The 22189-nt window shown below is 68.6% G+C and carries 21 protein-coding genes; 14 read left to right on the forward strand and 7 right to left on the reverse strand.

Going from position 1 to position 22189, the window contains the following annotated elements:
* Positions 1-126 precede the first annotated feature (126 nt).
* Positions 127-1149, reverse strand: coding sequence for an LLM class flavin-dependent oxidoreductase (locus tag HV783_RS03820; RefSeq protein ID WP_054502681.1), 1023 nt, complete (start codon positions 1147-1149; stop codon positions 127-129).
* A gap of 314 nt (positions 1150-1463) precedes the next feature.
* Between HV783_RS03820 and HV783_RS03825 the strand changes: the two genes are divergently transcribed.
* Positions 1464-1820, forward strand: a complete 357-nt coding sequence (locus tag HV783_RS03825; RefSeq protein WP_049073457.1) for a VOC family protein — start codon at positions 1464-1466, stop codon at positions 1818-1820.
* A gap of 84 nt (positions 1821-1904) precedes the next feature.
* Here HV783_RS03825 and HV783_RS03830 read toward each other — a convergent pair whose 3' ends face one another.
* Positions 1905-3197: an NCS2 family permease gene (locus HV783_RS03830; RefSeq protein WP_175188727.1), complete on the reverse strand. Its 1293-nt coding sequence runs from the start codon at positions 3195-3197 to the stop codon at positions 1905-1907.
* A gap of 108 nt (positions 3198-3305) precedes the next feature.
* Between HV783_RS03830 and tsaD the strand changes: the two genes are divergently transcribed.
* Positions 3306-4337: a tRNA (adenosine(37)-N6)-threonylcarbamoyltransferase complex transferase subunit TsaD gene (gene tsaD / locus HV783_RS03835; RefSeq protein ID WP_175188728.1), complete on the forward strand. Its 1032-nt coding sequence runs from the start codon at positions 3306-3308 to the stop codon at positions 4335-4337.
* 75 nt (positions 4338-4412) lie between these two features.
* Here tsaD and plsY read toward each other — a convergent pair whose 3' ends face one another.
* Complete coding sequence (gene plsY, locus HV783_RS03840) at positions 4413-5054, reverse strand: glycerol-3-phosphate 1-O-acyltransferase PlsY (RefSeq protein WP_054502680.1); 642 nt, start codon at positions 5052-5054, stop codon at positions 4413-4415.
* Positions 5055-5244: 190 nt separating this feature from the next.
* Between plsY and surE the strand changes: the two genes are divergently transcribed.
* The 7 genes from surE (at position 5245) to rlmD (ending at position 11966) form a co-directional block, all read left to right on the forward strand.
* Positions 5245-6003 carry a 5'/3'-nucleotidase SurE gene (gene surE / locus HV783_RS03845; RefSeq protein WP_054502679.1) on the forward strand — a complete coding sequence of 253 codons (759 nt, stop codon included), beginning with the start codon at positions 5245-5247 and terminating at the stop codon, positions 6001-6003.
* On the forward strand, positions 5988-6812 hold the full coding sequence (locus HV783_RS03850) for a protein-L-isoaspartate(D-aspartate) O-methyltransferase (protein WP_054502678.1): 825 nt from the start codon (positions 5988-5990) through the stop codon (positions 6810-6812). The genes surE and HV783_RS03850 overlap by 16 nt, the downstream gene beginning before the upstream one ends.
* Before the next feature lie 17 nt (positions 6813-6829).
* On the forward strand, positions 6830-7684 hold the full coding sequence (locus tag HV783_RS03855) for a peptidoglycan DD-metalloendopeptidase family protein (protein WP_054502677.1): 855 nt from the start codon (positions 6830-6832) through the stop codon (positions 7682-7684).
* Positions 7681-8460: a 3'-5' exonuclease gene (locus HV783_RS03860; RefSeq protein ID WP_054502676.1), complete on the forward strand. Its 780-nt coding sequence runs from the start codon at positions 7681-7683 to the stop codon at positions 8458-8460. Before HV783_RS03855 ends, HV783_RS03860 begins: the two co-directional genes overlap by 4 nt.
* Before the next feature lie 169 nt (positions 8461-8629).
* Positions 8630-9235 carry a hypothetical protein gene (locus HV783_RS03865; RefSeq protein ID WP_054502675.1) on the forward strand — a complete coding sequence of 202 codons (606 nt, stop codon included), beginning with the start codon at positions 8630-8632 and terminating at the stop codon, positions 9233-9235.
* A 307-nt stretch (positions 9236-9542) separates the two neighbouring features.
* Entirely contained in the window at positions 9543-10295 is a 753-nt protein-coding gene (locus tag HV783_RS03870) for a TorF family putative porin (protein WP_054502674.1), read from the forward strand.
* A 165-nt stretch (positions 10296-10460) separates the two neighbouring features.
* The gene (rlmD, locus tag HV783_RS03875; protein WP_064528712.1) at positions 10461-11966 is read left to right on the forward strand and encodes a 23S rRNA (uracil(1939)-C(5))-methyltransferase RlmD; all 1506 of its coding nucleotides are present in this window, start codon (positions 10461-10463) and stop codon (positions 11964-11966) included.
* 63 nt (positions 11967-12029) lie between these two features.
* On the opposite strand, the gene cueR is transcribed toward rlmD, so the two are convergent.
* Positions 12030-12422: a Cu(I)-responsive transcriptional regulator gene (gene cueR / locus HV783_RS03880; protein WP_020927477.1), complete on the reverse strand. Its 393-nt coding sequence runs from the start codon at positions 12420-12422 to the stop codon at positions 12030-12032.
* 26 nt (positions 12423-12448) lie between these two features.
* A complete protein-coding gene (locus HV783_RS03885; RefSeq protein ID WP_175167372.1) occupies positions 12449-14725 on the reverse strand; it encodes a heavy metal translocating P-type ATPase in 2277 nt (758 codons plus the stop codon).
* Positions 14726-14890: 165 nt separating this feature from the next.
* Here HV783_RS03885 and HV783_RS03890 point away from each other — a divergent pair, with 165 nt between their 5' ends.
* From HV783_RS03890 to HV783_RS03910, 5 genes are all read left to right on the forward strand, one after another.
* Positions 14891-15091 (forward strand): heavy-metal-associated domain-containing protein, encoded by a 201-nt coding sequence (locus HV783_RS03890; RefSeq protein WP_064528716.1) that lies wholly within the window; start codon positions 14891-14893, stop codon positions 15089-15091.
* Between the two features lie 177 nt (positions 15092-15268).
* A complete protein-coding gene (locus HV783_RS03895; RefSeq protein WP_175167371.1) occupies positions 15269-15997 on the forward strand; it encodes a glutathione peroxidase in 729 nt (242 codons plus the stop codon).
* Positions 15998-16201: 204 nt separating this feature from the next.
* Positions 16202-17638 carry a dihydrolipoyl dehydrogenase gene (locus HV783_RS03900; RefSeq protein ID WP_144655052.1) on the forward strand — a complete coding sequence of 479 codons (1437 nt, stop codon included), beginning with the start codon at positions 16202-16204 and terminating at the stop codon, positions 17636-17638.
* A gap of 218 nt (positions 17639-17856) precedes the next feature.
* On the forward strand, positions 17857-19521 hold the full coding sequence (locus HV783_RS03905; RefSeq protein WP_175188729.1) for an HAL/PAL/TAL family ammonia-lyase: 1665 nt from the start codon (positions 17857-17859) through the stop codon (positions 19519-19521).
* The gene (locus tag HV783_RS03910; protein ID WP_116793577.1) at positions 19518-20204 is read left to right on the forward strand and encodes a GntR family transcriptional regulator; all 687 of its coding nucleotides are present in this window, start codon (positions 19518-19520) and stop codon (positions 20202-20204) included. Before HV783_RS03905 ends, HV783_RS03910 begins: the two co-directional genes overlap by 4 nt.
* A gap of 85 nt (positions 20205-20289) precedes the next feature.
* Here HV783_RS03910 and HV783_RS03915 read toward each other — a convergent pair whose 3' ends face one another.
* Both HV783_RS03915 and ugpQ read right to left on the reverse strand, forming a co-directional pair.
* Positions 20290-21180: a 23S rRNA (adenine(2030)-N(6))-methyltransferase RlmJ gene (locus tag HV783_RS03915; RefSeq protein WP_054502668.1), complete on the reverse strand. Its 891-nt coding sequence runs from the start codon at positions 21178-21180 to the stop codon at positions 20290-20292.
* A gap of 12 nt (positions 21181-21192) precedes the next feature.
* Complete coding sequence (ugpQ, locus tag HV783_RS03920; protein WP_006388171.1) at positions 21193-21942, reverse strand: glycerophosphodiester phosphodiesterase; 750 nt, start codon at positions 21940-21942, stop codon at positions 21193-21195.
* Positions 21943-22189 lie beyond the last annotated feature (247 nt).

A 22189-nucleotide genomic window follows, 5' to 3' on the forward strand; every position in this document is an offset into this window, starting at 1 on the left:
CACCGGAGGTGGCGACGCGGTATTGCCAGTCCATAGTAGAGCGGGGACCGGCCGGGTCGCAATGGTTGGCGCCATGGTGAGCGCAGTCTGCGGCTGGGCAAGGCTGGCGGCGCGCGGCCGCCGGCCTCAGGCCGCGGTTGTCGTGGGCACGCCTTCGCCCTGTTTGAGGGCCGCAACGATCTCGAAGGAACGCAGGCGGTCGGCAATATCGTAAAAATCCGACACGATCATGACTTCGTCGGCTTCCGTCTCGGCCACCAGGGCCTCCAGGCGGCGCTTGACGGTCTCGGGGCCGCCAACGATCGCGGCGCCCAGTCTTTGATTGACCGCCTCGCGCTCCCATTCGTTCCACAGCCCGTCCATGCTGTCGACCGGCGGCTGCAGTTGCAGGCGGTTGCCGCGCACCAGCGACAGGAACTTGAGCTGCTGCGTGGTGGACAGGCGCTGCGCCTCTTCATCGGTGGGGGCGGCCACGACCGGCACGCCGATCATGGCGTAGGGGCGGGACAGGGTCTCGGACGGCTTGAACAGGTGACGGTACAGGCGCATGGCCGCCATGCCTTCCGGCGAGAAGTGGCCGGCGAAGGAGAACGGCAGGCCCAGTTCGGCCGCCAGCCGCGCGCTGAAATCGCTCGAACCCAGCAGCCAGATGGGGATGTCCAGGCCTTCGCCGGGAATCGCGCGCACCGGCTGGCCGGGACGCGAGGGCGCGAGAAACCCGCGCAGCTCCTCGACCAGCGCCGGGAATTCGAGGCCGCTGCGCGGGCCGCGGCGCAGCGCGTGCTGGGTGGCGCCATCGCTGCCGGGCGCGCGGCCCAGGCCCAGGTCGATGCGGCCGGGGTACAGGGTTTCCAGCGTACCGAACTGCTCGGCGATGATCAGCGGCGCATGGTTCGGCAGCATCACGCCGCCCGAGCCGACGCGCAGGGTCGAGGTGTGCCCGGCGATGTGGCCGATCAGCACCGCCGTGGCGCTGCTGGCCACGCCGTTGATGTTGTGGTGCTCGGCCAGCCAGAAGCGCTTGTAGCCCAGGCGCTCGACATGCTGCGCCACCGCCACGCTGTTGCGGAAGGCGTCGGCGGCGTCGCGGCCTTGCACGATCGGCGCCAGGTCCAGCACCGAGAAGGGGATGCGGGCGAGGGTGCTCATACGCGGGGCTCGCGGTGGCGGCGGGGACAGGAATGCGGGTGGGGGTGGGACAAGGTCGGCTCCATGGTCTTATATACATGGGGAGTGTATCGGCGAATTCAACCGCTCCCGCCAGCAACCATGCGGGCCGGCGGGTTGATAGCCGGGCTCAATGACGACGATTCGCCGGACGGCCCGGCACCCTGGCGGTGGTGCCGGTATGGTGGTCATTTCGACTCCGCAAGCATTGTTCCCATGGCCCCACGCCCGCCCCAAGACATGGCCCCGCGAATCGGGGATGATGCGGTTTTCTTCAATATCCGCGGGAGACACGCATGGGCGCCACCGGCAACAACCACCAGATCGACAACATCGAATTCAACGTCGCGGACATCGCGCGCAGCAAGCGCTTCTACGGCGAGGCCTTCGGCTGGTCGTTCACCGACTACGGGCCAACCTACACGGAATTCACCGATGGCCGGCTGAAGGGCGGCCTCACCACCGGCGAGCCGGTGCGCCCGGGCGGGCCGCTGGTGATCCTGTACGCCGACGACCTGGGCGACGCGCAGCGCCGCGTAACGGCGGCGGGCGGCCGCATCAGCCGCGAGGCCTTCGATTTCCCCGGCGGCCGCCGCTTCCACTTCACCGACCTGGACGGTTATGAGCTGGCGGTCTGGACAGCCACGGCCTGATGGCTGGCACGAGCGCCGGCAATGAAAAAACCGCCGCCTTCCGGACCGGAAGCGCGGCGGTTTTGCATGCATGCCTTGCCGGCGTTATTCCGGGAAGAACGCGTAGCGGATGACGAACAGGATCGCCACCAGCCAGGTGGCCGGATGCACGTCGCGCACGCGGCCGGTAGCGGTCTTGAGCACCACGTAGCTGATGAAGCCGAAGGCGATGCCGTTGGCGATGGAGTAGGTGAACGGCATCACCAGCGCCGTCAACGCGGCCGGGGTGGCTTCGCAGACGTCGTTCCAGTCGATGTCGATCAGTTCGCGCATCATCAGGCCGGCCACATAGATCAGGGCGGGCGCGGTGGCGTAGGCGGGCACGGCGCCGGCCAGCGGCGAGATGAACAGCGCGGCCAGGAACAGCAGGGCCACCACCAGCGCGGTCAGGCCGGTGCGGCCGCCGGCCTGCACGCCCGAGGCGCTTTCGACGTAGGCGGTGGTGCTGCTGGTGCCCAGCATCGAGCCGGCGACGATGGCGGTGCTGTCGGCGAACAGCGCGCGGCCCAGGCGGTTGGGACGCCCCTCCGGCATCAGGCCGGCGCGCTTGGCCACGCCCACCAGCGTGCCGGTGGCGTCGAACACTTCGACAAGCACGAACACCAGGATGACGTGCACGAAGCCGGTGTGCAGCGCGCCCAGGATGTCCATCTTGAACAGCGTCGGCGCCAGGCTCGGCGGCGCCGCGAACACGCCCTTGAATTCGTTGTAGCCCAGCGCCATCGACAGCACCGTGACCACCAGGATGCCGATCAGGATGGCGCCGCGCACGCGCAGCGCGTCCAGCGAGGCGATGATGAAAAAGCCCAGGATGGCAAACAGCGGTCCCGGAGTGGTCAGGTCGCCCAGCGTCACCTTGGTGGCCGGATGCGCCACCACGATGCCGGCGCTGGACAGCGCGATAATGGCCAGGAACAGGCCGATACCGGCGGCGATGGCGCTGCGCAGCGAATGCGGGATGCCCTTGACCAGCCAGACGCGGATGCCCGAGATGGTCAGGATCAGGAAGATCACGCCCGAGATGAACACGGCGCCCAGCGCCTGCTCCCAGGTGTAGCCCATGGTCTTGACCACGGTGAAGGCGAAGAAGGCGTTCAGCCCCATGCCCGGCGCCATGCCGATCGGCCAGTTGGCGATCAGCGCCATCACCAGCGAGCCCAGCGCGGCGGCCAGGCAGGTGGCGACGAACACGGCGTTGCGGTCCATGCCGGTGGACGACAGGATGTCCGGGTTCACGAAGATGATGTACGACATCGTCAGGAATGTCGTCAGGCCGGCCACGATCTCGGTTCTCGCGGTCGTGCCGTGTTCACGCAGGTTGAATAGCTTCTCCAGCATTCTTATCCCCAGGGTGCTTGCAGGCTCGGTTTGTCGGAAGGGGGCTTGGCCGCCCTCGGTCATTTTGTAAACGGGCGTATTTTCGCATCAGTTGTAAACTCTGCCGCCATGATTATTCTCGGCTTTGAAAGCTCCTGCGACGAAACGGGCGTCGCAGCCGTCTGTACGGAACGCGGCCTGCTCGCGCACGCGCTGCACACCCAGATCGCCATGCACCAGGAATACGGGGGCGTGGTGCCCGAACTCGCCTCGCGCGACCATATCCGGCGCGTGGTGCCGCTGACGCACCAGGTGCTGCAGGAGGCGGGCCTGGAAATGTCGGACATCGGGGCGGTGGCGTATACGGCCGGGCCCGGTCTGGCCGGCGCGCTGCTGGTGGGCGCCAGCGTGGCGCAGTCGTTCGCCTGGTCGCGCCATCTGCCCGCCATTGCCATTCATCACCTGGAAGGCCACCTGCTGTCGCCGATGCTGGCCGATCCCCGGCCCGACTTTCCGTTCGTGGCGCTGCTGGTGTCCGGCGGCCACACGCAATTGATGCGGGTGGACGGGGTGGGGCGCTACGAATTGCTGGGCGAAACCCTGGACGACGCCGCCGGCGAAGCCTTCGACAAGTCCGCCAAGCTGATGGGGCTGGGCTACCCGGGCGGCCCCGCGCTGGCGCGGCTGGCGGAGCAGGGCGATGCCGCGCGTTTCGACCTGCCGCGTCCCATGCTGCACAGCGGCGACCTGGATTTCAGCTTCAGCGGCCTGAAGACCGCCGTACTGACCCGGGTCAAGGCCGCCGAGCAGGACGGCGGGCTGGACGAACAGACCCGTGCCGACCTGGCCGCGGCGACCCAGGCCGCGATCGTCGAGGTGCTGGCCGCCAAGTCGATCCGCGCGCTCAAGCAGACCGGCCTGCGCCGGCTGGTGGTGGCCGGCGGGGTGGGGGCCAACCAGTTGCTGCGCGCCAGGCTGGCCGCCGCGCTCAAGCCCCTGAAGGCCCAGGCTTATTTTCCGCCGCTGTCGTTGTGCACCGACAACGGCGCCATGATCGCCTTCGCCGCGGCCGAGCGGGTCAAGGCGGGGCTGGTGACGCTGGACCCGGACGCGCACGGCTTCACCGTGCGGCCGCGCTGGGACCTGGCCGATATCGCCTGACCGGGACGGGCAATGAAAAAGGGGGCCGAGGCCCCCTTTTTCATTGCGCGCGCGGCGCCCGCGCCGGCCCGCGGATCACTTCTTCTTGCCGCCGCCGATGCGGCTTTCGGTGCCTTGCACCAGGCGCGCGATGTTGGCGCGGTGGCGGTAGAACAGCAGCACGCCAATGATGGCCAGGGCGATGCCCATGGCCGGCTGGGCGTACCACGCCAGGCCGGAGCCGAACACGTAATAGACCGGGGCGAAGAACGCCGCCACCAGCGAGGCCAGCGACGAGTAGCGGAAGAACACCGCGATGATCAGCCAGGTGGCCGCGGTGGCGACCGCCAGCCACGGCTGGATGGCCACCAGCACGCCGAGCGCGGTGGCCACGCCCTTGCCGCCCTTGAAGCCCAGGAAGATGGGATACAGATGGCCCAGGAAGGCCGCCACGGCCACCGCAGCCAGGGGGCCGGGGGCGATGCCAGGGGCCAGCCTGGCCGCCAGCCAGACGGCGAACCAGCCCTTGGCGGCGTCGCCCAGCAGCGTCAGCGCGGCGGCGGTCTTGTTGCCGGTGCGCAGCACGTTGGTGGCGCCGGGGTTCTTGGAGCCGTAGCTGCGGGGGTCCTGCAGTCCCATGAGTTTGCTGACCACCACGGCGAACGGCACGGAGCCGATCAGGTAGGCCAGCAGGATGAGGGCCGCGGTAAACGCCAGGGACGGTTCGGTGATCGCCATGTTGTAAGGAAGTCCGTTGTTATCTTGCAATTGTCTCGATGGCTGCGGATTCTACCCCGGTCGCCGGCCGACCCGCCTACGGGTTAGCGAGCGGACGATCGGAGACGGCTGGCGCCGGACATGCCGGCGCCTTCCGCGGACGGTACAATCCAGCCGGTCCACCCGCGTTTTATTTTCTTTCGGATGCACAATGCGAATTCTGGTTTCGAACGATGATGGTTATTCGGCCCCTGGCCTCGAAGCGCTGGTCAAGGCGCTGGAAGGCCTGGGCGATCTGACCGTCGTCGCGCCCGAGACCAACCACAGCGGCGCGTCCAATTCCCTGACGCTGAACCGCCCGCTGTCGGTGCGCACCGCCTCCAACGGCTTCATCGCCGTCAATGGCACGCCGTCCGATTGCGTCCACGTCGCCCTGACCGGGCTGATGGACGCGCGTCCCGACCTGGTGGTGTCCGGCATCAACAACGGCGCCAACATGGGCGACGACACGCTCTATTCGGGCACCGTGGCCGCCGCCAGCGAGGGCTACCTGTTCGGCATCCCGGCCATCGCCTTCTCGCTGGCCGAAAAGGGGTGGGAACACATCGACTCCGCCGCCCGCGCCGCGCGCCTGGTGGTCGAGCGCCACCTGGCGCAGCCACTGGCCGCGCCGGTGCTGCTGAACGTCAACATTCCCAGCCGCCGCTTCGACGACATGCATGGCTTCCAGGTCACCCGCCTGGGCAAGCGCCATCCGTCGCAGCCGGTGGTGCGCACAACCACCCCCTACGGCGACACGGTCTACTGGATCGGGCCGGTGGGGCAGGCCGCCGATGCTACGCCGGGCACCGACTTCCACGCGGTGGCGCAGGGCAGGGTGTCGGTCACGCCGCTGCGGCTGGACCTGACCCAGCACGGGCAGCTCGACGAAATCCGGACCTGGGCGGAGCCGCTATGCGCCGACGCATAAGCCAGCCGGACGTCTCCCAGGCCGTGCCCGGTCGGCCCAGTCCCGTCCGCTACGACTCCGGACGGCTCAGCCCCGGCGTTACGCCGGCCAACAGCAACACCCGCGTTTCGGCCGCCACGCTGCAAAGCCAGGCCAAGGCGCCGACGCCGACGGCCGGCGGCAATCTGGGGCTCAATTCCGATCGCCTGCGCCAGGCCATGGTGCAGCGCCTGCGCGGGCAGGGCGTCAGCGATGAGCGCGTGCTCAACGCCATGGCCGTGGTGCCGCGCCACTTGTTCGTCGACGAGGCGCTGGCCAGTCGGGCCTACGAGGATGCGGCGCTGCCCATCGGCCATTCTCAGACCATCTCGCAACCCTGGGTGGTGGCGCGCATGATCGCGGCCGTCTGCGAAGACCGCGCGCCGACCCGCGTGCTCGAAGTCGGCGCGGGTTGCGGCTACCAGGCCGCGGTGCTGGCGCAGTTCGTGCGCGAGGTCCATTCCATCGAGCGCATTCGCGGTCTCTATGAGCTGGCGCGCGAGCATCTGCGCGCCTTGCGGCTGACCACGCGAATCCGCTTGATCTACGGCGACGGCATGCTGGGCCTGCCCGGCGTGGCGCCGTTCGATGCTATCGTTGTGGCTGCCGCCGGCCTGACCATCCCGCAAGCGCTGCTCCAGCAACTGGCGCCGGGTGGACGCCTGATCGCCCCCGAAGGGGGCTCGAACCAGCGCCTGGTGCTGATCGAACGCACGGGCGCGGCCAGCTGGAAACGAACCGAATTAGAGGCCGTGCGCTTTGTGCCGCTGCGTGCCGGAATACAATCTTGAGCAAACAGGAGAAACGTATGCTCAACGGGCAGTTGCAACTGACCGATATGACCCTCGGCGTGTCCATGACCCGCCTGCGCCGCCCGCTTTTCGTGGCTGGCGTCCTCAGCCTGGCCATCCTGGCCGGCTGCGCATCCAAAGGCACGCGCGCCCCGGTCGTCGACCTGGCCGGCGGCCAGCCGTCCGCCGCCGCCCAGCCGGGCGGCAGTTATGTCGTGAAGCCGGGCGACACGCTCTACAAGATCGCGCGCGCCAACAATGTCGACGTCGAGAACATCAAGCGCTGGAACAACCTCACCGATCCCAACCAGATTTCGGTCGGGCAGGTGCTGAAGATGTCCGGTTCGTCGGGCGGCGGCGCGCAACCGGCGCCGATTGCCAGCAGCAAGCCGCAACCGCGTCCGCTGGACCAGCCCAACGACACCTCGGCCACCGCCACGGCGTCGCTGCCTCCGCCCACCCCGACTCCGGCCGAGACCAAGCCCGCCACGCGCGCGGCCGATGCCGGCGTGATCAACTGGGCCTGGCCGGCGAGCGGGCAGATCATGCAGGGCTTCAACAACAACAGCAAGGGCATCGATATCGCCGGCGCGCTGGGCGACCCGGTCACCGCCGCCGCGGATGGCAAGGTCATGTACAGCGGCAACGGCGTGCGCGGCCTGGGCAACCTGATCATCGTGAACCACCAGAACGGCTTCATCACGGCGTATGCGCACAACCGCACGCTGCTCGTGAAGACCGGCCAGGACGTCAAGCGCGGCGCCAAGATCGCCGAGATCGGCCAGAGCGACACCACCTCGCCGCGCCTGCACTTCGAGATCCGCCGCCAGGGCACGCCCGTGGATCCGATGCAGTACCTGCCCGCCAAATGACGCCCACCCTGGTATTCGACCTCGAGACCATTCCCGACGCGGAAGGCCTGCGCAAGCTCAACGGCTGGAGCGCCGACGTGCCCGATGCCGAAGTGGTCGAGCGCGCGCTCACCGCGCGCCGCGAGGCCGTGGGCCACGACTTTCTGCCGCTGCACCTGCACAAGGTGGCGGTGGTGGGCTGCGTGTTCCGCGACGACCAGGGCTTTCGCGTCAAGACGCTGGGCCAGCCCGACGATCCCGAAGCCGCTCTGCTGGCCGGCTTTTTCAAGACCATCGAGCGCTACACGCCCAAGCTGGTTAGCTGGAACGGCTCGGGCTTCGACCTGCCGGTGCTGCACTACCGCAGCCTGATCCAGGGCGTGCCCGCGCCGCGCTACTGGGACATGGGCGAGGAAGACCGCGATTTCAAGTTCAACAACTACATCTCGCGTTATCACTCGCGCCACACCGACCTGATGGACCTGCTGGCCAAGTACAACGGCCGCGCCAACGCGCCGCTGGACGAACTGGCCAAGCTGTGCGGCTTTCCGGGCAAGCTCGGCATGGATGGCAGCAAGGTCTGGGAGGCCTGGAGCCAGGGCCGTGCCGACGAGGTCCGCGCTTATTGCGAAACGGACGTGGTCAACACCTGGCTGGTGTATTGCCGCTTCCGCTTCCTGCGCGGCGAACTCGACCGCACGGCCTACGAGGCCGAGATCGCGCTGGTGCGCGACACGCTGACGGCCAGCGATGCGCCGCACTGGAAGGAGTACATGGCGGCCTGGGACGCCAGTTGAGCGGCGCGCGCGGTTGGCGCGGCATGCTCGACAGACGGGGCCCGCCGGGCCCCGTTTTCACGCCTGGCGCAGGCGCAATCGACTGAAACATAGCTTGCGGGGACGAAACCTGGATGAAACCGGGCGGATCGCACAATGGCCTCGCTTTCTTCACTTTCAGGAGACCTACATGTCCCGATTCGCACTCCGCTCCAACCTGGCTGCCCTGGCCATGGTCGCCGCCACCGGCGGCTTGCTGGCCGGTCCCGTCATGGCGGCGGCGCCCGCCGACGGTGGTCCCGCCGCGATGCATCAAGGCCCCCGTGATGGCGGCTTCCACAAGGGCATGCGCGACGGCCTGTGGATCCCGGGCCTGGGCCCCGTGTCCAAGGCGCAGCTCGATCAGCTCAAACTGGACGACAAGCAGCAGGCCCTGGTCAAGACCGCGCAGGACGGCCAGCGCAGCCTGCATGAAGCCATGCGCGCTTCCGGTGGCCAGCGCCACGATCTGCTCAAGGCGCAACTGGACAGCGGCAAGCTCGATCCGCGCGCATTGCTGGAGCAATCCGACAAGTCGCGCGACCAGTTCGGCACGCAGGCCAAGCAGGTCCGCGATCAATGGCTGGCCGTGTGGGACAGCCTGAACGACGCCCAGCGCACCCAGGTGACCCAGATGCTCAAGGACCGCCAGGCCAAGATGCAGGAGCGCCACGCGCGCATGGAAGGGCGCCACGGCAAGGGCCCGGGCAGCGCGCCGGGCGCCGTGCCGCCGCCGCCCGCTCCGGCCGCCAACTGAGGCGCTCCGGGCGGCGCCGCGCGACCCCGACCCGCTTTTGTGCGGGCCGGGGTTTTTTTCGTGCCCGGCGCCATCACGGGGCGCCAGCCCCATTTTGATGCGCCGCCGCCTGCATGCGCGGCGTGATGCACCGTCCTGGTGCGACCAGCATGCCCGTTCAGCGCGGCGCCAGCCCGTTGAGATGCAATTGAAACCTGGCACGGACCTTGCTTGATGGGGAAGGAGCCGGCATCCGCCGTTGCAGGACCGGCCCGATGGATGCGCCTTCGGCCTTCCTCCTCGTCAAATCCGATCAGGACATCGCACCATGAAGAAGACGTTGCTAGCCTTGCCCGTTGTGCTCGCCGCTTGTTTCATCGCAACGGCCCAGGCCGAACCCACCGACCTGGGCGGCGGTTTCTCGCTCAGCGGCAATGCCACCATCGCGAGCGACTATCGCTTCCGCGGCTACTCGCAGACCGATTTCCGGCCCGCGGCCCAACTCGGCATCGATCTGACCCACAGCTCCGGTTTCTACCTGGGCAACTGGAACTCCAACGTATCCAGTTTCGTCTTCACCGACGGCAACCTGGAAATGGACTTCTACGGCGGCTGGAAGGGCGACGTGGGCGGCGGCTTCACGCTCGACGCCGGCGTGCTGCACTACTACTATCCCGGCTCCAGCTCGCCCAAGGGCGGCAATTACAACAACACCGACCTGTACCTGGCCGCGACCTACGCCAACTACACCCTCAAGTATTCCTACACGCCCAGCGACTTCTTCAGCACGCCCGACAGCAAGGGCACCTGGTACCTGGACGGCACCGCCAACTTCGACCTGGGCGACGGCTGGGGACTGGTGGGCCATCTGGGTTACCAGAAGCTCAAGAACCAGGTCAACATGGACGGCGACTCCATCGGCCATTACGTCGACTACAAGCTCGGCGTGACCAAGGACCTGAAGGGCTGGGTGCTGGGCCTGGCCGCCGTCGGCGCCACCAAGGACAACTGGCTGCCGACCAAGTACGGCCATCCGTCGGGCCGCCTGGGCGCCGTGTTCTCGGTGTCGCGTTCGTTCTGATTCCCATCCGTGGCGGCGCCCTGACCGGCGCCGGCTTTTGGGGGGCTTGATGGAGACTGCCCGGCGGGCCGTCTCCGGCAAGTCCCCCTTTTTTTCGGGCGCGGGCGGGGCGCTGCCGAATCCTCTTACAATGCCGGGTTGCGTGAATTTTCTGGACTGCGTGAGATGTCTGACGTTTTGAGTATCGAATCCCTGGACCTGGAAGCCCGGGGCATCGCCCGCCGCGATGGCAAGGTCGTGTTCGTGGAAGGCGCCTTGCCCGGCGAGCGGGTCACGGCGACCACCGTGCGCCGCAAACCGTCCTATGAAATCGCGCGGGTCGACCAGGTGATGCGCCCCTCGTCGCAGCGCGTGGCGCCGCGCTGCCCGCATTTCGGCGTCTGTGGCGGCTGTGCCATGCAGCATCTCGAACCGTCCACGCAGGTGGCGATCAAGCAGCGTTCGCTCGAAGACACCTTCTGGCACGTCGGCAAGCTGCGTCCGGCCCGCATCCTGGCGCCGCTGCATGGCCCGACCTGGGGCTACCGCTACCGCGCCCGCCTGTCGGTGCGCGTGGTGCCCAAGAAGGGCGGGGTGCTGGTGGGCTTTCACGAGCGCAAGAGCAGCTACGTGGCCGACATGCGCGAATGCCATGTGCTGCCGCGCCACGTCAGCGACCTGCTGATGCCGCTGCGCGCCATGATCGCGTCGATGTCCGCGCCCGACCGCCTGCCGCAGGTGGAAGTGTCGCTGGGCGACGGCGTGACCGCGCTGGTGCTGCGCCACCTGCTGCCGCTGACCGACAACGACATCGCCGTGCTGCGCGCCTTCGCCGACAAGCACAACGTGCAATGGTGGCTGCAGCCTAAGGGCCCGGACACGGTGCATCCGCTGGTGCCCGAGCATCGCGACGCGCTGACCTACACCATGCCCGAATTCGGCCTGCGCATGCCGTACCGGCCGACCGACTTCACCCAGGTCAATCACGCCATCAACCGTTCCATGGTGTCGCGCGCGCTCACGCTGCTGGAAGTGCAGCCGACGGACCGCGTCGCCGACCTGTTCTGTGGCCTGGGCAACTTCACGCTGCCGCTGGCCACCCAGGGCCGCGAGGCCGTGGGCGTGGAGGGCAGCAAGGCGCTGACCGACCGCGCCCATGAGGCCGCCGCGCGCCACGGGCTGGGCGAGCGCACCAGTTTCGCCACCCTCAACCTGTTCGAGGTGGACGTCGAATGGCTGCGCGGCCTGGGCTTCTTCGACCGCATGCTGATCGATCCGCCGCGCGAAGGCGCGCAGGCCGTGGCGCAGGCGCTGTCGCAACTGAAGGCCGAGGAGCGCCCGCGTCGCATCGTCTACGTGTCCTGTAATCCCGCCACGCTGGCGCGCGACGCCGCCATCATGGTGCACGAGGGCGGCTACCTGCTCAAGAGCGCCGGCGTCATCAACATGTTCCCGCACACCGGGCACGTGGAGTCGATCGCGGTGTTCGAATCGCTGGATGCCGAGGGCGTGCGCGAAGTGCAGGAGCGCGCCCGCCAGCGCGCCTTGCAGCAGGCGGCCGATGCGGCCGCCGCGGAAGCGGAAAAGGCCGCCGCGGCCGCCGAGAAGGCCGCGTCCAAGCAGGCGGCCACCGAGGCCTACCACGCCCGCGTCGCGGCCGAGGGCGAGACGCCGGCGCAAAGCCAGGCGTGACCCGCCCCGGCGTCGGCCGGGCCGCATGCAAGAAGGGCAAGCCGGTTGGCTTGCCCTTTTTTCTTACTGGGAGCGTCCCAGGTTTTCCAGGATGGGGCAGTCGGGTCGATCATCCCCGTGGCAGTTGTGCGCCAGGTGCTTGAGCGTGGCGGCCATGTCGCGCAGCGCGCAGGCCTTGCGTTCCAGTTCGGCCACGTGTTCGAGCGCGATGCGCTTGACGTCGGCGCTGGCGCGGCTGCGGTCGCGCCACAACGCCAGCAGCTCGTTCATCTGTTCCACCGAGAAACCCAGGTCGCGCGCGCGCCGCACGAAGCGCAGCGTGTGCAGGTCGTGCTCGCTGTAGACCCGATAGCCCGAGTCCTTGCGCAGCGCCGGGCCGATCAGGCCGATGCTCTCGTAGTAGCGGATCATCTTGGCCGAGATGCCGGATTCCTGCGCGGCTTGTCCGATGTTCATATGCGGTCTCCTGGAAGAACGGCGCGTCAGTGCGCGGCGCGCGGGGGGCGGAATGTCTTCAGGCGCAGCGCGTTGCCCAGCACGAAGACGCTGGACAGCGCCATGGCGCCGGCCGCGAAGATCGGCGACAGCGACAGGCCGTAGGCCGGGTACAGCGCGCCGGCCGCCAGCGGGATTAGCGCGGCGTTATAGGCGAAGGCCCAGAACAGGTTCTGGCGGATGTTGGCCAGCGTGGCGCGGCTCAGCGCGATGGCGTTGGGCACGCCGTGCAGATCGTCGGCCATCAGCACTACGGATGCGGCCTCGATGGCGACGTCGGTGCCGGTGCCGATGGCGATGCCGGTGTCGGCCGCGGCCAGCGCCGGCGCGTCGTTGATGCCGTCGCCGACGAAGGCCAGCTTGCGGCCGCCGGCGCGCAGCGCGGCGATGGCCTCGACCTTGCCGTCGGGCAGCACCTCGGCGCGCACTTCGTCGATGCCCAACTGGCGCGCCACGGCCTGCGCCGTATGGCGGTTGTCGCCGGTGATCATGGCGGTCTTCAGGCCCTGTGCGTGCAGCGCGGCGATGGCGTCCACGGCCGACGGCTTGACCGGGTCGGTCACGGCCATCATGGCGGCCGCCTGGCCGTCGATGGCGACGTAGATCGGCGTCTTGCCCTCGTCGCCCCATTGTTCGGCGCGCTGGCCGAAGGCGCTGACGTCGATGCCGCGCTCGGCCATCAGGCGGTCGGCGCCGGCCAGCACGCGCTTGCCGGCCACGCTGGCTTCGACCCCGGCGCCGGTGATGGCGGCGAAGCCTTCCGCCGGCAACAGGTCGATCTGGCGTTCGGCGGCGGCCGCCACGATGGCCAGCGCGATCGGATGTTCGGAGCGCGCCTGCACCGAGGCGACCCATTGCAGCACGTCGCGGTCGGCGAAGCCGGCGGCCGGCGCAAGTTCGGTCAGGGTGGGCTTGCCCAGCGTCAGGGTGCCGGTCTTGTCGAAGGCCACCACCTGCACGTCGCGCAGCGTCTGCAGGGCGTCGCCCTGGCGGAACAGCACGCCCATTTCGGCGGCGCGGCCGGTGCCGACCATGATCGAGGTCGGCGTGGCCAGGCCCATGGCGCAGGGGCAGGCGATGATCAGCACCGCCACTGCGTTGACCAGCGCATGCGACAGCGCCGGCGTGGGGCCGAGGAAGAACCAGGCCAGGAAGGTCAGCAGCGCCATGCCCATGACGGCCGGCACGAACCAGGCGGTGACCTGGTCCACCAGCGCCTGGATCGGCAGGCGCGCGCCCTGGGCGGCCTCGACCATGCGGATGATGCGGGCCAGCATGGTGTCGGCGCCGGTGTGGGTGACGCGCAGCGTGAAGCTGCCGGATGTATTGAGCGTGCCGCCGGTCGCCTGCATGCCCGGCTGCTTTTCCACGGGCACCGGTTCGCCGGTCAGCATTGATTCATCGACGTACGAGCTGCCCTCGATGATCTCGCCGTCCAGCGGGATCTTTTCGCCAGGGCGCACCACCACGATGTCGCCCTTGCGCACCTGCTCGATGGCGATGTCTCGCGGCTGGCCGTCGCGCATGACGCGCGCGGTGCGCGGCTGCAGCCCGATCAGGCGCTTGATGGCGGCGCCGGTCTTGCCCTTGGCGCGCGCTTCCAGCGTGCGGCCCAGCAGGATCAGCGTGACGATGACGGCGGCGGCTTCGTAATAGACGTTGCGGGCGCTCTCCGGCAGCCAGGCGGGGGCGAAGGTGGCGACGACCGAATACCCCCAGGCCGCGCCGGCGCCCAGCGCGACCAGCGAGTTCATCTCGGGCGCGCGGCGCCACAAGGCCGCCAGCCCCTTGCTGAAGAAGTGGCGGCCGGGCCAGGCCAGCACCGCCGTGGTCAACACGAACTGAAGCAGCCAGCTATTTTGCTGGCCGATGTTCGCCAGCACCCAGTGGTGCATGGCGGGGATCAGGTGCGAGCCCATTTCCAGCGCGAACACCGGCAGCGTCAGCGCCAGGGCGGCGATGAAGGCGCGCTGCAGGCGCCGCGCCTCGGCGTCGCGCGCTTCGGACTGGCGTTCGGCGTGGTCGTCCTGGGCGGCGATCGGACGGGCCTCGTAGCCCATCTTGACCACGGCCGCGACCAGGGCATCGGGCTGGGCCGCGGCCGGATCATAGGCCACCAGGGCGCGTTCGGTGGCCAGGTTGACCTGGGCCTGGGCGACGCCCGGCACGCGGGTCAGGGCCTTTTCCACGCGCTTCACGCAGGACGCGCAGGTCATGCCTTCGATGGCAAGTTCAAGCTCGACGGAAGGGTTGGCAACGCTCATGGCTGTCTCGGTTGAGGTAGGAAGACCCCAGTTTCATCCTTCCCATGATGGGAAGGTCAAGGACTATTCTACGCTTGACCTTCCTATAATGGGAAGGTCTAAGCTGGGGTTGAGCTGGCACCGGAAGCGGTGCGGCAATCCCCCCTGATTCCTATGGAGAACACCATGAGCATCGAATTCCAAGTCCCCGACATGACCTGCGGCCATTGCGTCAAGACCATCACCGGCGCGGTGACGGCGGCGGCGCCGGGCGCCAGCGTGGCGGTGGACCTGCCCGCGCATCGCGTCACCGTCACGGGCACCGACCAGGCTGATAAGGTCGAGGCCGCGATCCGCGATGCCGGCTACGAGCCGCAGCGCGTGTGACGTGTGACGGCCGGCTGCCGTCGGGCGTATGATAGAAAAAACCTGACGGCGGCTATTTGATTATTGTTTTAAGCTATCAATCAATTAAATTAATTAAATTTGAATAATTGATAGCTGACGTTTATCATTCTTTCCATGGTGGTTGAACAAGACCCCGCTACCCCAAGGAGAGATTGCATGCTGCAAAACCGTGAAGGCCAACGTGTTCCCAACGTAACGTTCCCCGTCCGCGAGGGCAACACCTGGAAAAAGGTCACGACCGACGACCTGTTCAAGAATAAGACGGTCGTGGTCTTTTCGCTTCCCGGCGCTTTCACGCCGACCTGCTCGTCGACCCACCTGCCGCGCTACAACGAACTGGCTCCGGCCTTCGCCGCCGCCGGCGTCGACAGCATCGTCTGCGTGTCGGTCAACGACACCTTCGTCATGAACGAATGGGCCAAGGACCAGGAATCGTCCAACATCACACTGCTGCCCGACGGCAACGGTGAATTCACCGCCGGCATGGGCATGCTGGTCGACAAGAGCGACCTGGGCTTCGGCAAGCGCAGCTGGCGCTACTCCATGCTCGTCAAGGACGGCGTGGTGCAGAAGATGTTCATCGAGCCCGAGAAGGAAGGCGACCCGTTTGAAGTGTCGGACGCCGACACCATGCTGGCTCACTTCGCCCCGACGGCCAAGAAGCCCGACCAGGTGGTGGTGTTCTCCAAGCCCGGCTGCCCGTTCTGCGTGGAAGCCAAGGCGCTGCTCGAAGACAAGGGCTATGCCCCGATCGAGATCCCGCTGGAGAACAAGGTGCGCGGCCGCGTGATCGGCGCCGTGTCCGGCAAGGGCACCGCTCCGCAGGTGTTCATCAACGGTTCGCTGATCGGCGGCCTGGACGACCTGAAGGCGCACTTCGCCTGATGCTGGCGGGAAGGGGACGCTCTCCCTTTCCCGTGCCGCGGCCGCTCCCGCGAGGAGCGGTCCGGCGCGCCGGTTTCCCTTTTTCCGCATCTTCGCGCGGCCCCGGCGGGCGCCGCGGGACGGCGTTCGTCCCTGAGGGTGCGCAACAAGGCGGAATCCGCCTTTGACAACGTTTGCTGCACGCTACACCGGGGGATCCCACTCATGAAGACTCTGCATACCGATATCGCCGTCCTCGGCGCCGGCACCGCCGGCCTGGCCGCCTACCGCGCCGCAAAGGCCGCGGGCAAGCGCGCGCTGCTGATCGAAGGCGGTCCTTATGGCACCACCTGCGCCCGCGTCGGCTGCATGCCTTCCAAGCTGCTGATTGCCGCCGCCGAGGCCGCGTATCACGCCGCGCACACCGCGCCGTTCGGCGTGCACGTCGAGGGCGAGGTCACGGTCAACGGCGAAGAGGTGATGGACCGCGTCAAGCGCGAGCGCGACCGTTTCGTCGGCTTCGTGCTGGAGGGCGTGGAGAACATCCCGGCCGAAGACAAGATCCGCGGCTACGCCCGCTTCGAATCGGACACGGTGCTGCGGGTCGACGACCACACCGAGATCCATGCGTCCCGTGTGGTGATCGCGACCGGCTCGCGGCCGTCGGTGCCGCCGCCGTTCCGGGGGCTGGGCGACCGCCTGGTGCTCAACGACGATGTGTTCGCCTGGGATGACCTGCCGCGCCGCGTGGCGGTGTTCGGCCCCGGCGTGATCGGGTTGGAACTGGGCCAGGCGCTGGCACGGCTGGGCGTCGAGGTGCGCGTGTTCGGCGTCAGCGGCAGCCTGGGCGGCATCAGCGACCCGCAGGTGCGCCACAGCGCCCGCAAGATATTCCAGCAGGAGTTCTACCTGGACCCGGATGCGCGCGTGCTGGAAACCCAGCGCGTCGGCGACGAGGTCGAGGTGCGCTACGTGGCGCTGGACAACACCGAACGCACTGAACGCTTCGACTACGCGCTGGTGGCCACCGGCCGCCGCCCCAATGTGGACGGCCTGGGCCTGGAGAACACCTCGCTGCAGTTGAACGCGCAAGGGGTGCCGTTGTTCGACCGCGACACCATGCAGGCGGGCGATTCGGCGATCTTCATCGCCGGCGACGCCAACGCCGACGCGCCGCTGCTGCACGAGGCGGCCGACGAAGGCCGCATCGCCGGCGAGAACGCGGCGCGTTATCCGGAAGTGCGCCAGGGCCTGCGCCGCGCGCCGCTGGCGGTGGTGTTCTCGGATCCGCAGATCGCGTTGGCCGGGCAGGGCCATGCCCGCCTGACGCCGGGCACCTTCGTGACGGGCGAGGTCGATTTCGGCGACCAGGGTCGTTCGCGGGTGATGCTGAAGAACCGCGGCCTGCTGCACGTGTACGCCGATATCGCCACCGGCCGTTTCCTGGGCGCGGAAATGGTCGGCCCCAGCGCCGAGCACATCGGTCATCTGCTGGCCTGGGCCGTGCAACAGGAGCTGACCGTGGCGCGCATGCTGGAAATGCCGTTCTACCATCCGGTCATCGAGGAAGGCCTGCGCACCGCGCTGCGCGACGCGGCCGCCAAGCTGGCGCGGGCGCAGGAGGCGCTGCGCCAGGTGGAAGCGGAAGGCGCGGCCGCCTGAGAGCGAGCCATGCATGGAAGAGGCTGCCCCGCGGGGCAGCCTCTTCTTCGTCTTGAGCGGCCGTCCGGGCAGGCGCAGTTGGCGTGACTGGCGTGACTGGCGCTGGGGGCCGGGGGCTGGGGGCCGGGGAAGAGAGGGGGCCTCGCACGGACCGTGGATTTCTTGTCACGTCAGGAAATTTTATAGATAATCTATAAAAATTGACCAGGCCCCTGCCCATGAACATTCCCGTCATTTCGCTGGACGGCGCGCACTTGCACGCCGAGGACGTCGTTGCCATCGCGCGCGGCGGCGCCACCGTCGCCCTGGCCGACGCCGCCCGCCAGGCGCTGGACGCCACGCGCGGCTACATCGAATCGCACTGGCTCAACGACGCCGCGCCGCTGATGTACGCCTTCAATACCGGCGTGGGGGCGCTCAAGAGCCAGCGCATCGCGCCGGCGGAGATCGCCACATTCCAGGCCAGTCTGGTGCGTTCGCATTCGGCGGGCACGGGCGAGCCGATGCCGGACGAGGTGGTGCGGGCCATGATGGCGTTGCGCGTGAACGCCTTCGCCAGCAATCATTCCGGCGTGCGGGTCGCGATCATCGACCGGCTCATCGCCATGCTGAACCACGGCATCACGCCGGTGGTGCCGTCCAAGGGCAGCGTCGGCGCCAGCGGCGACCTGGCGCCCCTGGCCCTGATGAGCGGCGCCCTGATGGGCTTGCCGCAATCGCGCGTCACCTACCGGAACGAGGTGATGCCGGCCGCGCGCGCCTTCGAACAGGCCGGCATGGCCGCCACGATGGACGTGCAGGCCAAGGACGCGACCGCGCTGATCAACGGCGCGACGGCCTCGCTCGCCTACGCGGTGCTGGCCGCGCACGACGCGCGCGAGCTGCTGGGCGGCGCGACGTTGTCGATGGCCATGACGCTGGAGGCGCTGCGCGGCGAACTGTCGTGTTTCGAGGACCGCGTCATGCTGGCGCGTCCGCATCGCGGCCAGCGGCGGGTGGCCGCGGCGATTCGCCAGTTGGTGGCGGGCAGCCGGCGCTGCACCGAGCCGGCCCGACAGGTGCGCCTGCGCGGGACGCCCGGCCTGGATCCGGCGCAGGCGGGCACGCCGCACGCGCCGCCGCTGGCCCCGCGCATTCAGGACGTCTATTCGCTGCGCTGCGTGCCGCAGGTCTACGGACCGGTGCTGGACGCGCTGGACTACGTCGACGGCATCCTCGCGACCGAAATGAACAGCGCCACCGACAATCCGCTGATCTTCCCGGAAGACGCGGGCTACGCCATCGTCTCGGGCGGCCACTTCCATGGGCAATACATCGCCCAGGCCATGGATCTGCTGGCGCTGGCGGTGACCGACCTGTCGGCGATCTGCGACCGCCGCAGCGCGCGGTTGGTCGACCCGGCCTGCAATTTCGGCCTGCCGGCCAACCTGATCGCGCAGCGCCCCGGCATCAATACCGGCTTTTCGGTGGCACAGAGCATGGGTACGGGGCTGGTGCTGGAAAACATGGGCCTGTGCGGCCCGGCCAGCGCCACCAGCCTGCCCGCCAAGGGCAATACCGAGGACCACATCAGCAACTCGTGTTTCGCGGCGCGCCGCACGCGCACCGTGGTCCAGAACAGCCAGGCGGTGGTGGCTGTCGAGCTGCTGCTGGCCGCGCAGGCGCTGGATCTGGCCGAGCCCGATCTGGCCGCCTATCCGCTCGGCGCGGGCACGGCCGCGGCCTGGTCCGCGGTGCGGGCGGTGGTGCCGCCAATGCTTGGCGATGACCGCTGGGTCCATGACGACATCGCGCTATTGCGCGCCCGGGTCGCGGACGGCAGTCTGGCCGCCGCCACGCAATCCGCCTGCGGCCCGCTTTGGCAGGCGCGGGAGGCGGCATGACCCTGGCCCACGGCGCCTCCCGCGACGACGACGACACCTTGCCTGGACGCATCGCGCGCGCGCTGGTCGAGCGCATCATCACAGGCCAGTTGCGGCCCGGCGAGCGGGTGGGTCAGGACGCGCTGGCGGCGGAGTTCGGCGCCAGCCATGTGCCGGTGCGCGAGGCGTTCCGCCGTGTGGAGGCGCGCGGACTGCTGGTGAGCGAGCCGCGCAAGGGCGTGCGGGTCAGTTCGCTGGACGAGGCGTCGATCGTGGAGATCACGCGGATGCGCGGCGCGCTCGAATCGCTGGCGCTGCGCCATGCGATGGCGGCGATGAGCGCCGGCGACCTGGCGCGGGCGCAGGCCGCGATCGACGCGGGCGACCAGGCGCGCGACATGCGCGACTGGGAGGCGGCCAACCGCGCCTTCCACGAGGCGCTGTACCGGCCGTGCGCGATGCCGCGGCTATTGGCGACGATCGACATGCTGCATGAATCGCGCACGCGCTACATGCATGTGACGGCGTCGTGCGTCGCATGGGATCCGGGCTCGCAGCGCGAGCACCTGGAGCTGCTGGACGCCGTGCGCCATGGCGAGGTCGAGCGGGCCTGCCGGCTGCTCGAGGCGCATATCGCGGAGGCGGGCGAGATCCTGGTGCGCGGGCTGGAAATCTGGCGCCTGACGGTGGTCGGCGAATCCTGAGCGGGCCGCGCGCGCCCTGCATGAAAAAACCGGCCCCGCGTTGTGCAACGCGGGGCCGGTTTTTTCATGCGCTGCCGGGCGGCAATCAGTCGTCCGACTGCTTCTTCGGCACGGGGAACGGATTCTCGCGGTACTGCAGCGTGAAGCCGGCGCGCTCGTCCTGGCCGAGTTCGCGCGCCAGGTAGGGCATGGCCTGCTTGAGGGCGTCGTGCAGCGTCCACGGCGGGTTGATCAGGAACATGCCGCTGCCGTGCAGGCCGTAGCCGTCGATGGTGGCCTTCTTGACCGTCAACGTGGCGTGCAACCAGCTCTTGACCTTGAGGTTCTCGAAGTGGCGCGCCATTTCGCTGGCCTCGCGCCGCTGCACCAGCGGGTACCAGACGGCGATGGTGCCGGTGGCGAAGCGCTTGACGCATTCCTTGACGGTGATCAGCGTGCGGCGGTAGTCGTTCTTGTCCTCGTAGGACGGGTCGATCAGCACCATGCCGCGGCGCGTCGGCGGCGGCAGCAGGGCCTTGACGCCTTCGAAGCCGTCGTCGCCGTAGATGGTGGTCTGGCGCTGCGCGGTGCGGTCCATGTGTTCGAGGTTGCCGACCAGGGTGTCGATCTCGGTCGGGTGCATTTCGAACAGCCGCAGGCGGTCGGACGGACGCAGCGCGTCCAGCGTCAGCCAGGGCGAGCCGGGGTAGCGCTTGAGGCGGCCGTTGGTGTTGAAGGCGCGGATGCGGGCGACGTAGTCGGCCAGCAGGGGCGGCAGGTCGTCGCGTTCCCACAGGCGGCCGATGCCGTCGGCGAACTCCGAGGTCTTGGCAGCCCAGTCGCTGTCCAGGCTGTAGAGGCCGGCGCCGGCGTGGGTGTCGATGACCCAGTAGGGCGCGTCCTTGCGGTTGAAGTAGTCCAGGGTGTGAACCAGGATGGCGTGCTTGAGCACGTCGGCATGGTTGCCGGCGTGGAAGGCGTGGCGATAGCTGAACACGGGGCGGGGGCCTCAGGCGGCCGGCCGGATGGCGGCCAGTTCGTCGGTGAAGATGCCGTCGATGCCCCAATCCAGCAGCAGGCGGGCGCGCTCGGGGTCGTTGACGGTCCAGGCGGCGATGCGGTAGCCGGCGGCGTGCACGGCGTCGATCAGTTCGCGCGTGGCGTCCTTCTGGTTGATGTTCAGGGCGACACAGTCGTATTTGACCAGGCGGTCGAGCCAGTCGGCGGGCACCTTCTCGACCAGCAGGGCGCGCGGCAGTTCGGGCGCGGCGTCCTTGGCGGCCTGCAGGGCTTCCTCGGCGAAGGAGGACAGCAGCGGGGCCACGGCGGCGCCTTTCCAGAGTTCACGGGCGGCCAGGGCGACGGCGGCGCCAGTTTCGGCTTCGCGGCCGGGGCAGGGCTTGATCTCGACGTTGCTGGCGATGCCGTTGGCGACGGTGTAGCGGGCCACGGCGGCGAAGGTGGGCAGGGGTTCGCCGGCGTAGGCGGCGGAGTGCCAGCTCCCGAAGTCCAGTTGCGCCAGTTCGCTGAAGGTCTTGGCGGCGGCGGGACCGTGGCCGTTGGAGGTGCGGTCGACGTCGTCGTCATGCATCAGGACGAGGACGTTGTCGCGGCTGAGCTTGACGTCGTATTCGAACATGGTGAAGCCGTGTTCGGCGCCGACGCGCATGGCGGCGAGGGTGTTCTCCGGGGCCAGGCGGCCGCCGCCGCGGTGGGCGATGTGGCGGGAATAGGGCCAGGTGGGGAGGGATGCGGTCATTTCTTTGATGCTTTTGGGGTTCTTTGGGACAGGGTGGAAGGATACTCTGTTCTGGGGGTTCCTTTCCTGTCGTGCGGGGGCGGGTTCTTGCTTCGTGCCTGTGTCGCGGGTTCGGTTCTTTTGGCGCGGCTGCGGGGCCGTGGCGCGGGGCCGGGGCTACGAGGCTTGTCCGGCGCGTTCGCGCCGGACAGCGCGTGCTCATCCTCGTCGCCTGCGGCTCCTTCGGATTCCGCCGCGCGCGCCTCTA

This window comes from Achromobacter dolens (assembly GCF_902859745.1).
GTDB classification, from domain to species: domain Bacteria; phylum Pseudomonadota; class Gammaproteobacteria; order Burkholderiales; family Burkholderiaceae_B; genus Achromobacter; species Achromobacter dolens.